General features: G+C 58.3%; 14 protein-coding genes. 4 read left to right on the top strand and 10 right to left on the bottom strand.

What is annotated here, in order from left to right; all coding sequences use genetic code 11:
- The first annotated feature begins 1 nt into the window (after position 1).
- Together phoU and GHO25_RS16140 are read left to right on the top strand one after the other, a co-directional pair.
- On the top strand, positions 2-754 hold the full coding sequence (phoU, locus tag GHO25_RS16145) for a phosphate signaling complex protein PhoU (RefSeq protein WP_048373785.1): 753 nt from the start codon (positions 2-4) through the stop codon (positions 752-754).
- A 164-nt stretch (positions 755-918) separates the two neighbouring features.
- Entirely contained in the window at positions 919-1,806 is an 888-nt protein-coding gene (locus tag GHO25_RS16140) for a response regulator (RefSeq protein WP_153329971.1), read from the top strand.
- A 29-nt stretch (positions 1,807-1,835) separates the two neighbouring features.
- On the opposite strand, the gene GHO25_RS16135 is transcribed toward GHO25_RS16140, so the two are convergent.
- The 10 genes from GHO25_RS16135 to gcvA form a co-directional block, all read right to left on the bottom strand.
- A complete protein-coding gene (locus GHO25_RS16135) occupies positions 1,836-3,797 on the bottom strand; it encodes a DUF4105 domain-containing protein (protein WP_178110110.1) in 1,962 nt (653 codons plus the stop codon).
- Positions 3,794-4,114: a DUF2388 domain-containing protein gene (locus tag GHO25_RS16130; RefSeq protein WP_048390771.1), complete on the bottom strand. Its 321-nt coding sequence runs from the start codon at positions 4,112-4,114 to the stop codon at positions 3,794-3,796. The genes GHO25_RS16135 and GHO25_RS16130 overlap by 4 nt, the downstream gene beginning before the upstream one ends.
- A gap of 26 nt (positions 4,115-4,140) precedes the next feature.
- Positions 4,141-4,434: a DUF2388 domain-containing protein gene (locus GHO25_RS16125; protein WP_123750565.1), complete on the bottom strand. Its 294-nt coding sequence runs from the start codon at positions 4,432-4,434 to the stop codon at positions 4,141-4,143.
- Positions 4,435-4,625: 191 nt separating this feature from the next.
- Positions 4,626-4,943, bottom strand: a complete 318-nt coding sequence (locus GHO25_RS16120) for a DUF2388 domain-containing protein (protein WP_048373793.1) — start codon at positions 4,941-4,943, stop codon at positions 4,626-4,628.
- Between the two features lie 299 nt (positions 4,944-5,242).
- Positions 5,243-5,458: a DUF1127 domain-containing protein gene (locus tag GHO25_RS16115; protein WP_048373794.1), complete on the bottom strand. Its 216-nt coding sequence runs from the start codon at positions 5,456-5,458 to the stop codon at positions 5,243-5,245.
- Positions 5,459-5,776: 318 nt separating this feature from the next.
- Complete coding sequence (locus GHO25_RS16110) at positions 5,777-7,267, bottom strand: acetyl-CoA hydrolase/transferase family protein (RefSeq protein ID WP_048373796.1); 1,491 nt, start codon at positions 7,265-7,267, stop codon at positions 5,777-5,779.
- Positions 7,268-7,446: 179 nt separating this feature from the next.
- Positions 7,447-8,883, bottom strand: coding sequence for an NAD(P)(+) transhydrogenase (Re/Si-specific) subunit beta (locus GHO25_RS16105; protein ID WP_048373797.1), 1,437 nt, complete (start codon positions 8,881-8,883; stop codon positions 7,447-7,449).
- Entirely contained in the window at positions 8,880-9,203 is a 324-nt protein-coding gene (locus GHO25_RS16100) for an NAD(P) transhydrogenase subunit alpha (protein ID WP_003438157.1), read from the bottom strand. Before GHO25_RS16100 ends, GHO25_RS16105 begins: the two co-directional genes overlap by 4 nt.
- A gap of 11 nt (positions 9,204-9,214) precedes the next feature.
- Positions 9,215-10,336 carry a Re/Si-specific NAD(P)(+) transhydrogenase subunit alpha gene (locus tag GHO25_RS16095; protein ID WP_178110109.1) on the bottom strand — a complete coding sequence of 374 codons (1,122 nt, stop codon included), beginning with the start codon at positions 10,334-10,336 and terminating at the stop codon, positions 9,215-9,217.
- 436 nt (positions 10,337-10,772) lie between these two features.
- Positions 10,773-11,669, bottom strand: a complete 897-nt coding sequence (gene gcvA, locus GHO25_RS16090; RefSeq protein WP_048373802.1) for a transcriptional regulator GcvA — start codon at positions 11,667-11,669, stop codon at positions 10,773-10,775.
- 158 nt (positions 11,670-11,827) lie between these two features.
- Between gcvA and GHO25_RS16085 the strand changes: the two genes are divergently transcribed.
- On the top strand, positions 11,828-13,009 hold the full coding sequence (locus GHO25_RS16085) for an acyl-CoA dehydrogenase (RefSeq protein ID WP_048373804.1): 1,182 nt from the start codon (positions 11,828-11,830) through the stop codon (positions 13,007-13,009).
- Positions 13,010-13,023: 14 nt separating this feature from the next.
- Positions 13,024-14,244 (top strand): CaiB/BaiF CoA-transferase family protein, encoded by a 1,221-nt coding sequence (locus GHO25_RS16080; protein ID WP_153391233.1) that lies wholly within the window; start codon positions 13,024-13,026, stop codon positions 14,242-14,244.
- Positions 14,245-14,491: the final 247 nt, after the last annotated feature.

The following is a 14,491-nucleotide window of genomic DNA, read 5'->3' as shown; positions in this document are numbered from 1 at the left end:
CATGATTTCAAAGGATGGCCTCACCCATCACATTTCCGCGCAATTCAACGCGGAACTCGAAGAAGTACGCAGCCACTTGTTGGCCATGGGCGGGCTGGTCGAGAAACAGGTTAATGACGCGGTCACGGCGTTGATTGAGGCTGACTCCGGGCTGGCTCAGCAAGTGCGTGAGATCGACGAGCAGATCAATCAGATGGAGCGCAACATCGACGAGGAATGCCTGCGCATTCTGGCCCGTCGCCAGCCTGCGGCCTCTGACTTGCGGCTGATCATCAGCATCTCCAAGTCGGTGATCGACCTGGAGCGCATCGGTGACGAAGCGACCAAAATCGCGCGCCGGGCTATTCAGTTGTGCGAAGAAGGTGAGGCGCCACGCGGCTATGTTGAGGTGCGCCACATTGGCGATCAGGTGCGCAACATGGTGCGCGATGCCTTGGACGCGTTTGCGCGTTTTGACGCCGACCTGGCGTTGTCGGTGGCGCAGTACGACAAGATCATCGACCGCGAATACAAAACCGCACTGCGCGAGCTGGCCACTTACATGATGGAAGACCCGCGTTCCATTACGCGTGTGTTGAGCATCATTTGGGTGCTGCGTTCGCTGGAGCGTATCGGCGACCACGCACGCAATATCTCGGAATTGGTCATTTACCTGGTACGCGGTACAGACGTGCGCCACATGGGCCTCAAGCGTATGCGTGAAGAAGTTGAAGGCACCAAGGCTAATGTTGAGTCGCAAGCGGACGATAACTAAGACTGCCTGCGACATAAAACGCCCGGCTCATTGCCGGGCGTTTTCGTTTGTGGCGTTTATAGTTAAGGCGCTTGGCGAACTGTAAAAAGGGGCGAGGCGCTGATCGGTCTTGGCAAATGGCCATCATTTGGCGCAGGGTTGTCAGGATTCTAAAGGAGCAGTCGATGAGCAAGGTCAGTGTGTTGGTGGTGGATGACGCGTCGTTTATCCGCGATCTGGTTAAAAACTGCCTGCGTAACTATTTTCCCGGTATCCGCATCGAAGACGCGGTCAACGGCCGCAAAGCTCAGGCACTGCTGACCCGCGAGCCGTTTGACCTCGTGCTGTGTGACTGGGAAATGCCGGAGATGTCCGGCCTTGAGCTGCTGACGTGGTGCCGTGAACAGGACCGCCTTAAAGCACTGCCGTTCATCATGGTCACCAGCCGTGGTGATAAAGAGAACGTGATACAGGCGATTCAGGCCGGGGTTTCGGACTTTGTCAGCAAGCCGTTTACCAACGAGCAATTGCTGACCAAAGTAAAAAAGGCCTTCACCAAGGCCGGCTTGCTGAATGCAGTAATGGCCAGCGCCCCAGTGCGAACCAGCACCGGCCTGGCCAACGACTCTTTGAGCGCCTTGACCGGTGGCAAAGCGCAGGTGGTGACGCCGACCGCGCCGAGCCGACCGGCTGCGCCAGCGGCTCCTGTGGCCCGCCCGGCCAGCCATACACCCACGGGGCGCGGCCAAGGGCAGTTGCGTTTGCCTACGGGGATTCAGCCCTGCGTGATTAAAGCGCTCAGCCTCAAGGAGGCGCTGCTGGTGGTGCGCCGTGGCGATGAGCTACCGCAGATCCTGGCCAGTGCGGTGTTGGACCTTGAGCAAGGCGAGCGGGCCGAGGTGGCGCGTTTGAATGGCTACTTGCACGCCATCGTCGCGTACGAACCCAAGCCGGACAGCGACTGGTTGCAACTGACCTTCCGCTTCGTGGATCAGGATGCCGAGAAAATGAACTACCTGTCGCGGCTGATCGCTCACGGCACGGCGCAGAAGCAGTTTGTGCCGGGGGCGTAAGATCAAAAGATCGCGAGGCGAGCTCGCTCCTACGGGAGTTGCAGGCCGCCTGCGGCTTTGTGAATGGCGCGCAGGTGTTCGCCGATCTGTTTGACGTTGGCTTCGGTGGCGGCGATTTCTGCTGCGCGGGCCGGCTCAAGGAGGCTGCGCACTTCTTTGTCCAGATCGCTGGTCAGGCGTAGCAACTGTTGCTGGCGCTGGCTGCTTTCGGACTCGAGCATTTGCCACTCTTTGGCCTGTGGCAGGCCATAGCCGCTGCTGCCGAGCAATTCGGCCGGGCGGCTAAGGAAGCCACTGCTGGCGAGAATCTCTTGCAGGGTTTTGTTGGCCTTGTCCATGCCGCCATCTTTAAGCCCGCGTGCGCCCAGGTACTTTTGCTTGACCTCGTCTTGAGCGAGCAGCAACTGGCGGCGGAAGCTGGCCTGTTCGAGCAGCAACAACGCCGCGCTGGCGCGCAGGTCGGCTTTTTCAAACCACGGGCGGCGTTGCTCGGCGTCCAGGGCCATCCAGTCTTCAACGCTGGTCTGCTTGATTGGCAGGCGGGTTTTTAGCACGTCGAACATGGCTTGATAGCGGTCACGGTAGGAATCAAACCGATAGCCCAGACGCAGCGCTTCACGCGGGTCGTCCAGCACGCTGGTGTCTGCCAGGCCACGGGCTTTGAGCACTTCCAGCAGGCCATTGGGCACGATGCTGTCCAGGCCTTTGAGTTGCGCGTTGTCGCTGCCGCTGCGCAGCAGTTTCAAGGTCTCGACTGCGCAGTTGTTGGACACAAAGTAATAGCTGCCGTCGTAGCTCCAATGCATCTCGGCAGCGTGCTCAACCACTTCTTCGATTTCCGGGCGGCTCAAGTTCAGCGGTACAGAGGCGAGGCTGCGCAGTTCTGTCTTGGTGTATTCATCGATGACCTGGGCCAGCGGCAGTACAAACAGGCGCGACGGGTAGGCGCCGGTCAGGCCGTCCCAGCTTGAAAGCTGTACGTCGTTCACAAACGCCCGGTAGGACAACACCAAGTGTTCTTGCAGGTCGAGTCGGCAATCCGGACCGCGTGGACGGCCGGGGGCGCAAATCACCAGGCGCAGCATGCTGTGGCCCCAGCGGCTGGCCCATTCCTGGTTGGCCTCGGCCAGCAGGTAGTCGACGGCGTATACACGCTCCGGGTCAACGGTGCCGAGGGGCTGTTTGGCAAAGTCGTTGCCGGCGTTCAAAAAGGGGAAGCTCTTGGGGCAGTCGTCTTTGGCGGCGGGTGCCCAGCCGAAATGATTTTTGTAGTAGCGGTACAGCGCCGGGCGCCGGCACGCGTAGGCCGGGTCGAGGAGGAAGTACTCCATGTTGACCGCGACGAATTCTTTGGGGTTGGTGACTTCGTACAGGTCCGGGCTGCGCACGACCTGATGGTTGTCTTGCTCGCGCTCACCACGGCGGCCCACGTATTGCTGCCAACCGGCGAGGTCGAGCAGGCGCGGGTCATCGCTGAGGGTAAAGCGGCGGTCGGTCTGGCCACGGCATTGGTCGGGCAGGCCGATGAGCCCCGTGCTGTTGCTTTGCCGTGCGCAGCGCTGGATGAGCGTGCGGTCTGCGGCAGGCCAGAGGCGGGCGCGGTCATAGAGGTGGGTCAGCTCGTGCAGAACGGTGGCGAGCATTTCCTGGCGCACGGTGCCGTGGGGGCGGTTGGTCTTTTGAGTCGCGGCCGAGCCATCGGTGAGGCTGGCCAGCAGGTTGCGATTCAAGTCCAGCTCAGACACCAACGAGGCTTGCCCGTAGGCATTGCTGGGCATGTCATCGCTCCAGCCGACCACAATCTGGCGATCCAGTTGCTCGATAAAGCGCGGGGGCAGCTTTTGCATGGCTTCATCGAGCAGCGCTTGGCTGGCGTGCTGCTGGGCGGGTGTCAGGCCCTCTGTTTTGAGCTGCAGATGGAGCGCTGCGTGGGCATTACTGCCGATAAGCAGCAGGGCACACGCTGCGAGCCAGCCCGTCAGTGGTTTCACAGCGCGAGGATAGCTTCGGCGAGGTCATGGTCGCTGGCGTTGCGCGCTTCAGGCAGGCGGTCGCGCAGGGTATTGAAGGCGGACTCCAGTTGCACACCACGAATGGAGCCTTCGCTGGCGACGAAAGTGGCGGCGTCATCGTGGGCTTCACGGACTACTTTAGAGTCACGAATGGACGTGGTGGTGTCGGAGGTGAAGTCGATGGAGCGGCCAAACGCGCGCACGATGATGTTACTGGTCTGCACAACGGTCTGTGCTTGCGCCACATCGGCGAGCAGCAACAGGCCAAGGGTGGCGACAATTAAAGGGCTACGCATGAAACATCTCCAGAAAACGCGGGTATTTATTGGACGAGAATTGCTTGTGCCAGTTCAAGGTCGGAGGCATTCAATTCAGGCTGGGTCTGGCGCAGATAGCGCAAGGCTGACTCCAACTGCGCGCCTCGCTGTTGACCGTCACTGGCAATAAAGACGGCAGCGTCATCCTGGGCGGCACATAGCAGTTTGTGATCGAAGGGCGCGGACGTCACTTTACTGGTGACGTAGCCGGTGAGCACGGTATTTTGCGTGGTTGTGTCGAAGGCGTGGGCTGATTGAGTCCAGCAGAGGGCAAGCAGGGCTAGTAAAGAAAAACGCATGGGTCTCGTTCTGTGTGATCGAGGCCCAAGGCTAGCGTAATGGTCGGGTCAGAACCAGTACGTGGCGGGATCTTCATCTTTGATGCTATTCCCGTGGGAGCGGGCTTGCTCGCGATAGCATCACAGCGCCCGTTCAGAGACACCATGTGCTCTGCATCGCGAGCAAGCCCGCTCCCACAGGTCATTAAACATCAGATTGCGAGGATTGCCTGCGCCAGTTGGGCATCGCTGGCTTGCAGTTGAGGCGCTTGCTGGCGAATGGCGTCGAAGGCGCTTTCCAGTTTCACACCACGGATTGCCCCTTCGCTGGCCACAAAACTGGCGGCGTCATCACGGGCTTCGCGCACGATTTTGTTGTTGCGCAGCGAGCCGGTCGCGTCGGAGGTCAGGTCAGAGGTCGCTTTCAGGGCGCCCACGATGGCATCGGTTGTCACGAGAAAGCTGGAGGCGCTGGCGCTGGCAGCGAGTGTCAGCAAGGCGGCAGCGCTGAGCAGGCGAAGAGTGGGCATGGTGATACTCCAGAAGAGGGTCGTATAAAAATAGTCGGTTATAGGCGAATAGTAGGCGCAGGGCGGCGTGTCGCAAAGGATGTTTTGCCTTGCGGTGCAGACAGGATGCTCTGGATCAGGCTATTTCGTGATTGTACTGGTCTATTCTTATTTTTATAAAACTGTACTTGTCATGCTTCTGGCGCTCAAAAATAGCCGTCCCAAACGACAAAACCCGTCGGCGGTTACCCGCGACGGGTTTTGTTTTTTCAATTCTGGGTGCTGGCGGTGGACCGATGGTCAGGGCCAGCGAGCGCTCGTTAGCGCCAGAACGGCTTGCTCAGCTCTTCGTAACGCTGTGCTTCGCTAATACCGGCATCAGCCAGAAGACGCGAGTCCAGGCGAGCCAATTGATGGCGGCTGGAGATACGGCGCTGCCACAACATCAGGTTGGCAAGTACGCGCAAAGGCATGGAAGCCTGGGTGTTTACAGCATTGCTTTCGGTGAACAGATCGGAACTGAGTGTACGTTCCATGATGGCATCCTTCCGCTTGTGGCGGCATTGGCTAGTGGTTTAACTGATGCCAATGATCCTCCTCTACGTCCAGACTCTGTAGATACAGTTCACCTGTATTGCGATGGGCCAGTTAACTGTTTATAGGCGCTGTACGGCCATAAACGAGCACAACTGTACCTGTCGGCACTAAGTTGGTGCATTTCTAGTCATTTTCGTGGGAAGTGACCCTGATAAGGGTAAGAAATTACCAGTACAGCAGTACAGTTTTTGTCAGGAAGGCATAAAAAAGCCGCCGCAGAAAACAGTGTTTTCGACGGCGGCTGTCTAGCACGCGTGTTACGGCAGCATTTTCCCGGTTTCTTCCAGGTTGATGTGCCAGCTCAACGCCTCGCGCAGGATGTGCGGGGTGTGGCCGCCAATGGCGCAGGCCTTGGTGAAGTAGTCATTCAGCGCTTCACGGAAGTCTGGGTGCACACAGTTGTCGATGATCACGCGGGCGCGCTCACGCGGCGCCAGGCCACGCAAGTCAGCCAGGCCTTGTTCGGTGACCAGAATGTCGACATCGTGCTCGGTGTGGTCAACGTGGCTGACCATTGGCACCACGCTGGAGATCGCACCAGCTTTGGCGATCGACTTGGTCACGAAGATGGCCAAGTGCGCGTTACGGGCGAAGTCGCCCGAGCCGCCGATGCCGTTCATCATGCGCGTGCCGCACACGTGAGTGGAGTTGACGTTGCCGTAGATGTCGAACTCCAGCGCGGTGTTGATCCCGATGATGCCCAGGCGGCGAACGACTTCCGGGTGGTTGGAGATCTCTTGCGGGCGCAACACGAGTTTGTCTTTGTAGCGCTCAAGGTTGCCGAACACGTCGGAGTTGCGACGTTCAGACAAGGTGATCGAGCTGCCCGAGGCGAAGCGCATTTTGCCCGCGTCGATCAGGTCGAAGGTCGAGTCCTGTAGTACTTCGGAGTACATGGTCAGGTCTTCGAACGGCGAGTCGATCAGGCCACACATCACCGCGTTGGCGATGTTGCCGATACCGGCTTGCAGCGGGCCGAGCTTGTTGGTCATGCGGCCTTCATCCACTTCTTTTTTGAGGAAGTTGATCAGGTGGAAGGCGATGCCGGCTGTTTCGCTGTCAGGCTCGCTCACTGTCGACGGTGAGTCAGCCTTGTTGGTGATCACGATCGCGACGATTTTTTCGGCCGGGATCGGGATGGCGGTGCTACCGATACGGTCATCGACTTTCACCAACGGGATTGGTGTACGGGTCGGACGGTAGGTCGGGATATAGATGTCGTGCAGACCTTCCAGGTTCGGGTTGTGCGCCAGGTTGATCTCGACGATCACTTGTTTGGCGAAAATCGCGAAGCTGGCGGAGTTGCCCACCGACGTGGTCGGCACAATGTGGCCTTGCTCGGTAATCGCAACGGCTTCGATGACGGCGATGTCTGGCAGGGTGAGTTGCTTGTTACGCAGTTGCTCGACGGTTTCGGACAAGTGCTGGTCGATGAACATGACTTTGCCGGCGTTGATCGCCTTGCGCAGAGTGTTGTCCACCTGGAACGGCATGCGACGTGCGAGTACGCCGGCTTCGGTCAATTGCTTGTCGAGGTCGTTGCCCAGGCTGGCGCCGGTCATCAGGGTGATTTTCAGCGGCGAGTGCTTGGCGCGCTCGGCCAAGGCTTGTGGCACGGCTTTGGCTTCACCGGCACGGGTGAAACCGCTCATGCCGACGGTCATGCCGTCTTTAATAAGGGCGGCGGCTTCTTCGGCGCTCATAACCTTATCGTGCAGGGAGTTCAGACGAATACGTTCACGGTACATGGATTGTTATCTCGGGCAACGGAAGCAAGATGCGCAGTCTATTCATTTTCAAAGCGCGGCGTCCCGCTACCATGGTCGAATGCCGCAGGCCGATTTAGAGCCTTTGGTCGGGATCAGTCAGAAATAAAAAACCCCGGCGAATTAAGTGCCGGGGTTCTCGGTGTTACCAGGCCGCGATGTTACTCGACGGCTTTGACCATATCTTCAATAACTTTCTTGGCGTCACCGAAGACCATCATGGTTTTATCCAGATAAAACAGTTCGTTATCCAGGCCCGCATAGCCGCTGGCCATGGAGCGTTTGTTCACGATGACGGTTTTGGCTTTATAGGCTTCGAGGATCGGCATGCCCGCGATAGGCGATTTCGGATCGTTCTTGGCCGCCGGGTTAACCACGTCGTTGGCGCCGAGCACTAACACGACATCGGCCTGACCGAATTCGGAGTTGATGTCTTCCATTTCGAACACCTGGTCGTAAGGCACTTCTGCCTCGGCCAGCAGTACGTTCATGTGGCCGGGCATACGACCCGCCACCGGGTGAATCGCATACTTGACGGTCACGCCGCGGTGGGTCAGTTTTTCGGTCAGCTCTTTAAGCGCGTGCTGCGCCCGTGCCACGGCCAGGCCGTAACCCGGAACGATGATCACGGTGTCGGCGTTGGTCAGCAAGAAGGTCGCGTCGTCAGCCGAGCCGGATTTAACCGGGCGTGCTTCTTGTGTGCCGGCAGGGCCGCCAGCGTCCGCTGCGCCACCAAAGCCACCGAGGATCACGTTGAAGAACGAGCGGTTCATCGCTTTGCACATGATGTACGAGAGGATGGCGCCTGACGATCCGACCAGCGAACCGGCGATGATCAGCATCGAGTTGTTCAGCGAGAAGCCGATACCGGCAGCCGCCCAGCCCGAGTAGCTATTGAGCATCGAAACCACGACCGGCATGTCGGCGCCGCCAATCGGGATGATGATCAGCACGCCCAGTACGAACGCCAGGGCCAGCATCAGCGCGAAGGCGTTGAGGTTGCCAGTGAGCATAAAGGTCACGCCCAGGGCCAGTGTCGCCAGACCCAGCACAAGGTTGAGTTTGTGTTGGCCGCTGAACTGTACCGGTGCGCCCTGGAACAGGCGGAACTTGTATTTGCCCGACAGCTTGCCGAACGCGATGACCGAACCCGAGAAGGTAATGGCACCAATCGCGGCGCCCAGGAACAGTTCGAGGCGGTTACCGGCCGGGATGGCGTCGCCCAAGTGTTTGACGATGCCCAGCGATTGCGGCTCTACCACGGCGGCAATGGCGATAAACACCGCTGCCAGACCGATCATGCTGTGCATGAAGGCGACGAGCTCTGGCATTTTGGTCATTTCGACGCGCTTGGCCATGATCGAGCCTGCGGTGCCGCCAATGAGCAGGCCCACAATCACATAGCCGATGCCGGTGGTCGCGATTTCAGCGCCCAGTTTGTACACCAGCCCGATGGTGGTCAGCACGGCCAGGGCCATGCCGAGCATGCCGAACAGGTTGCCGCGACGCGAGGTGGTGGGGTGCGACAGGCCTTTAAGGGCCTGGATGAAACAGATCGATGCAACCAGGTAGAGAACAGTGACCAGGTTCATGCTCATGGCTTGCGCACCTCTTCTTTAGCTTTAGGTGCTTTCTTCTTGAACATTTCCAGCATGCGCCGGGTGACCAAAAATCCACCGAATACGTTAACGGCTGCCAAGGCGACGGCCAAGGTGCCCATGGTTTTGCCCAGCGGAGTGACGGTGAGCGCGGCAGCGAGCATGGCGCCGACGATCACAATCGCGGAAATGGCGTTGGTCACGGCCATGAGCGGGGTGTGCAGTGCGGGGGTAACGTTCCAGACCACGTGGTAGCCGACATAAATAGCCAGCACGAAGATGATCAGGTTGTAGATACCGGGGGAGATGAGCTCTTCCATTGTTTTTATCCTCAGCCGTTTTTGCGCACAACTTGACCGTCGCGGCACATCAGGCACGCGGCGACGATGTCGTCTTCAAGGTTGATCTGGAACTGCCCTTCAGGGGTGAAGACCAGCTTGAGGAAGTCCAGCAGGTTGCGGGCGTACAGCGCTGATGCGTCCGCGGCAACTTCTCCGGCCAGGTTGGTCGGGCCGACAATGATCACGCCGTTTTCGACGACCACTTGATCGGCCACGGTCAGCGGGCAGTTGCCCCCTTGTGCAGCGGCGAGGTCGATGACAACCGAGCCAGGCTTCATTTGCGCCACGGTTTCAGCGCTCAGCAGCACCGGTGCTTTGCGGCCGGGGATGAGTGCGGTGGTGATGACGATATCGGCTTGCTTGGCGCGCTCGTGCACGGCCTGGGCCTGGCGCTGCATCCAGCTGGCAGGCATCGGGCGTGCATAGCCACCCACGCCGACCGCGCATTCGCGCTCTTCGTCGGTCTCGTAAGGGACGTCGACGAACTTGGCGCCCAGCGATTCGATTTGCTCTTTTACCGCAGGCCGCACATCTGAGGCCTCAATGACCGCGCCCAGTCGCTTGGCTGTCGCAATGGCCTGCAGGCCGGCAACGCCTGCGCCGAGAATCAGCACACGGGCGGCTTTTACCGTACCGGCGGCGGTCATCAACATGGGCATGAAGCGCGGGTAATGGTGGGCGGCCAGCAGTACGGCTTTATAGCCGGCAATGTTGGCTTGGGATGACAGCACATCAAGACTTTGCGCACGCGAGGTACGCGGGGCAGCTTCCAGCGAGAAGGCGGTGATCCCACGCTCGGTCAGTTTGGTAATGGTTTCATTGCTGAACGGGTTGAGCATGCCAATCAGCACGGCGGTGCTATTGATCAGGGCCAGTTCGCTGTCGTTGGGGGCAACTACTTTAAGGATCAGCTCGGCGCCAAAGGCGTCTGTGGCGCTGCCAATAGTTGCGCCTGCGGCTTCATAGGCGCTGTCAGTCACGCTGGCATTAATACCTGCGCCGCTTTGAACAGTCACCTTATGGCCTTGGCCGATCAGCTTCTTGATGGTTTCCGGGGTTGCAGCAACCCGCGTTTCACCCGTTTGGGTTTCGAGAGGAACACCAATGTGCACGTCATATCTCCTGCGTGATCTTTTATAAGAAAGCCAGCGCACTACGGATGGTGCGACTGGGGCGGCCGATCAGCACGATCCCACCAAATATTGGGTGGGGCGCGGCATTCTGCTGGCGATTTTTGGGGCTTTCAAGAACTTATGAAGGGTGACGGATTTTTAACTACAAGTCATGCAGTGACCGAATGTCGCAACGCTCGGCTGTAGGCCTTTATTTATAAGGCTTAGAGAGATTTAAGGCTGTTTTCGAGTTTTTTTCACATTTCTTTTGGTTATCGCTGCATAACTTTCAGAAATACCCTGTAAGCCGCGTGGTTACTGGCTTTCAGGTTTGTCCAGTTAGACTTAAGTCAAGCGTGCAAAATAGCGACATTTGCGTATATATGTAGTTGTTTTTTATATGTCACTACATTGATTTTTGAGGATTCTAATTTTCTCAAATCAAGCTGTAGGCCGCGGCCTGCTTGATTAACCAGTCTCGAAAGGCGTGTAGCGACGCGGACTCAATTTTGCGTTCCGGGATCATTAGGTAGTAAGCCTTGTTGCTGGGCAGTGTGTGCGGGTTGGCGATAACCAGGCGTTTCTCGGCCAATTCGCGCTGAATCAGGAAGGGCGGGATCAGCGCGACGCCCATTTCGTGTATCGCGGCTTGGGCCAGCATCGAAAACAGTTCATAGCGTGGCCCGGTCATGTCGCGCGGAACGCTCATGTCCTGTGCGTTGAACCATTGGCGCCAGGCGTAGGGGCGGGTGGTTTGCTGGAGCAGGGGGAGTTCGGCCAATGCCTGGGCGCTGAGGTTTTGCCAGCCGCCCAGCAGTGAAGGGCTGCACACGGGGAGCGGGTTCTCGCCCATCAGTCGGTGGGACGATGTACCGGACCAGTCGGCATCGCCAAAGTAGATGGCTGCATCGAAGTCAGTGTCGGCAAACAGGAAGGGGCGCGTACGGTTTGTCAGGTTGACGGTAACGTCGGGGTGCTGTTGCTGGAAATCCTTGAGGCGGGGCAATAGCCATTGCGTGCCGAAGGTGGGGACAACGGCCAGCTCAATGGTGTTGGCGCCTTGTTGTCCCATCACGGACAGCGTGTCGCGTTCGACGGCATCCAGTTGCGTCGCAACCCGTCGGCTGTAGGAAAGGCCTGCTTCTGTCAGTTTTACGCCCCGCTTGGAGCGTCTGAAGAGTTCTACGCTGAGGAATTCTTCAAGGCTGGCGATCTGTCGGCAAATAGCGCCTTGGGTGAGGGAGAGTTCGTGTGCGGCCTTGGTGAAGCTCTCATGACGTGCGGCCGCTTCAAAGCTGATCAGGGCGGTTGTGCTGGGGATCTTGCGGCGCATGTACGGCTTCCTCACTAAAGGTGATCAGAAATGGCCTTTCAGGCAGTCACGGAGTGAGAAATTATCACAACGGCGTGCTGAATCCTCGTTTGTGCTCTTTATAAGAGGCGGCCTAGGATCGGCGTACGACATTTGATCTATTTCGCGAGGGTTCTTTCATGGCGGGTAAAGCAAGCTTCAACTGGATTGATCCACTGTTGCTGGATCAGCAGCTCACTGAAGAAGAGCGCATGGTGCGTGACAGCGCTGAGCAGTTTGCTCAAGACAAGCTGGCGCCACGTGTTCTGGAAGCTTTCCGTCATGAACAGACTGACCCGGCGATTTTTCGCGAGATGGGTGAGACGGGCTTGCTGGGGGCGATGATCCCGGAGCAGTACGGTGGCAGTGGCTTGAACTATGTCAGCTACGGCTTGATTGCTCGTGAGGTTGAGCGGGTTGACTCGGGTTACCGCTCGATGATGAGTGTGCAGTCATCCTTGGTCATGGTGCCTATCAATGAGTTCGGTACTGAGGCGCAAAAGCAAAAGTACCTGCCGAAGCTGGCGTCGGGTGAGTGGATTGGCTGTTTTGGTCTGACGGAGCCTAACCATGGTTCTGACCCTGGCGCGATGATCACTCGTGCGCGCTCGGTGGATGGCGGCTACAGCCTGACGGGCAGCAAGATGTGGATCACTAACAGTCCGATTGCCGATGTGTTTGTGGTGTGGGCGAAGGATGACGAGGGTGACATTCGTGGCTTCGTTCTGGAGAAGGGCTGGAAGGGGCTGAGCGCTCCGGCGATTCACGGCAAGGTTGGCTTGCGTGCGTCGATCACTGGCGAAATCGTGATGGATAACGTGTTTGTGCCACAAGAGAACATCTTCCCGGATGTTCGCGGTTTGAAAGGGCCATTCACCTGCCTGAACTCCGCACGCTACGGCATCTCGTGGGGCGCATTGGGCGCCGCAGAGTTTTGCTGGCACACGGCGCGTCAATACACGCTGGATCGTCAGCAGTTCGGTCGGCCGTTGGCGGCGACCCAGTTGATCCAGAAAAAACTGGCAGATATGCAGACCGAGATTACGTTGGCCTTGCAGGGTTGCCTACGCTTGGGGCGGATGAAGGATGAAGGCACCGCGGCGGTTGAGATTACTTCGATCATGAAGCGCAATTCGTGCGGCAAGTCGCTGGATATCGCGCGTATGGCGCGGGACATGTTGGGTGGCAATGGCATCTCCGACGAGTTCGGCGTGGCGCGTCACCTGGTTAACCTGGAAGTGGTGAATACCTATGAGGGGACGCATGACGTGCATGCCTTGATTCTTGGGCGTGCGCAGACGGGTCTTCAGGCGTTCTATTAACAGGAGCTTGGCTCATGGGTGCTTTATCGCATTTGCGGGTGCTGGATTTATCGCGAGTACTGGCTGGGCCGTGGGCTGGGCAGATTCTGGCGGACCTTGGCGCTGAGGTGATTAAGGTCGAGCGTCCGGGCAATGGCGACGACACGCGCGCGTGGGGGCCGCCCTTCCTTAAGGATGCTTATGGGGAGAGTACGGGGGAGGCGGCTTATTACTTGTCGGCTAACCGTAATAAGCAGTCGGTGACCATCGACTTCACCAAGCCGGAAGGCCAACGCCTGGTGCGGGAGCTGGCGGCGAAGTCCGATATCTTGATCGAGAACTTCAAAGTGGGTGGTCTTGAGGCGTATGGGCTGGATTATGCCTCGCTCAAGGAGGTCAATCCGCAGTTGATCTATTGCTCCATTACCGGGTTTGGTCAGACGGGCCCGTATGCGAAGCGGGCTGGTTATGACTTCATGATTCAGGGATTGGGCGGGCTGATGAGCCTGACTGGTCGGCCTGAGGGTGAGGAGGGTGCCGGGCCGGTCAAGGTTGGGGTTGCGCTGACGGATATTCTGACGGGGCTTTACGCGACCGTCGCCATTTTGGCGGCGCTTGCTCATCGTCAGCAAGACGGCGGTGGGCAGCATATCGATATGGCGCTGCTGGACGTGCAGGTGGCGTGCTTGGCCAATCAGGCTATGAATTACCTGACGACAGGCGTGTCGCCCAAGCGCCTGGGGAATGCTCACCCGAATATTGTTCCTTATCAGGATTTCCCTACGGCCGATGGCGATTTTATCCTGACCGTGGGTAATGACAGCCAGTTTCGTAAGTTTGCTGAGGTGGCGGGTCAGCCTGGCTGGGCGGATGATCCGCGCTTTGCCAGTAATAAGCAGCGGGTTGCCAACCGTGCTGTGCTGGTGCCGCTTATTCGCCAGGCGACTGTATTCAAGACGACGGCGCAGTGGGTTGAGCAGCTAGAGGCGGTGGGCGTGCCTTGTGGGCCTATCAATGAGCTGGCGCAGGTGTTTGCGGATCCTCAGGTGCAGGCGCGGGGGCTGGCTTTTGAGCTTCCGCATGCGCTGGCAGGTTTGGTGCCGCAGGTGGGGAGCCCTATCAGGTTGTCCGAAACCCCGGTGGAGTATCGCAGGGCGCCGCCGTTGTTGGGTGAGCACACGCAGGAGGTGTTGGGGCGTGTGCTTGGGGTGACGACGGTGGACTTGGAGCTTTTGCGGCAGTCTGGAGTGTTGTAGCTATATAGAGGGGGCGTTAGCCCCCTCTATATAGGTGTGTTTACGGAGATATAGAAGTTAATTGATAGAGTCGCTCAATTAGCGCTTGACTCGCTGTAATAACGGCCTATAATTCGCACCACTTCCGGTGCAGTCGAAACGGAAAACTCCTTGAATATCAATGAGTTGGGTTGTTTTGACGGTGCCAGCTTCAATTCATCGAAGCAGGAAATGAGGTGTTGACAGCAGCGTGTAACGCTGTAGAATT

Origin of the sequence: Pseudomonas sp. FSL R10-1350, from assembly GCF_009600525.1 — a bacterium.
Classification (GTDB): Bacteria; Pseudomonadota; Gammaproteobacteria; order Pseudomonadales; family Pseudomonadaceae; genus Aquipseudomonas; species Aquipseudomonas helleri.
This window is presented reverse-complemented; position numbering and strand designations above follow the sequence as displayed.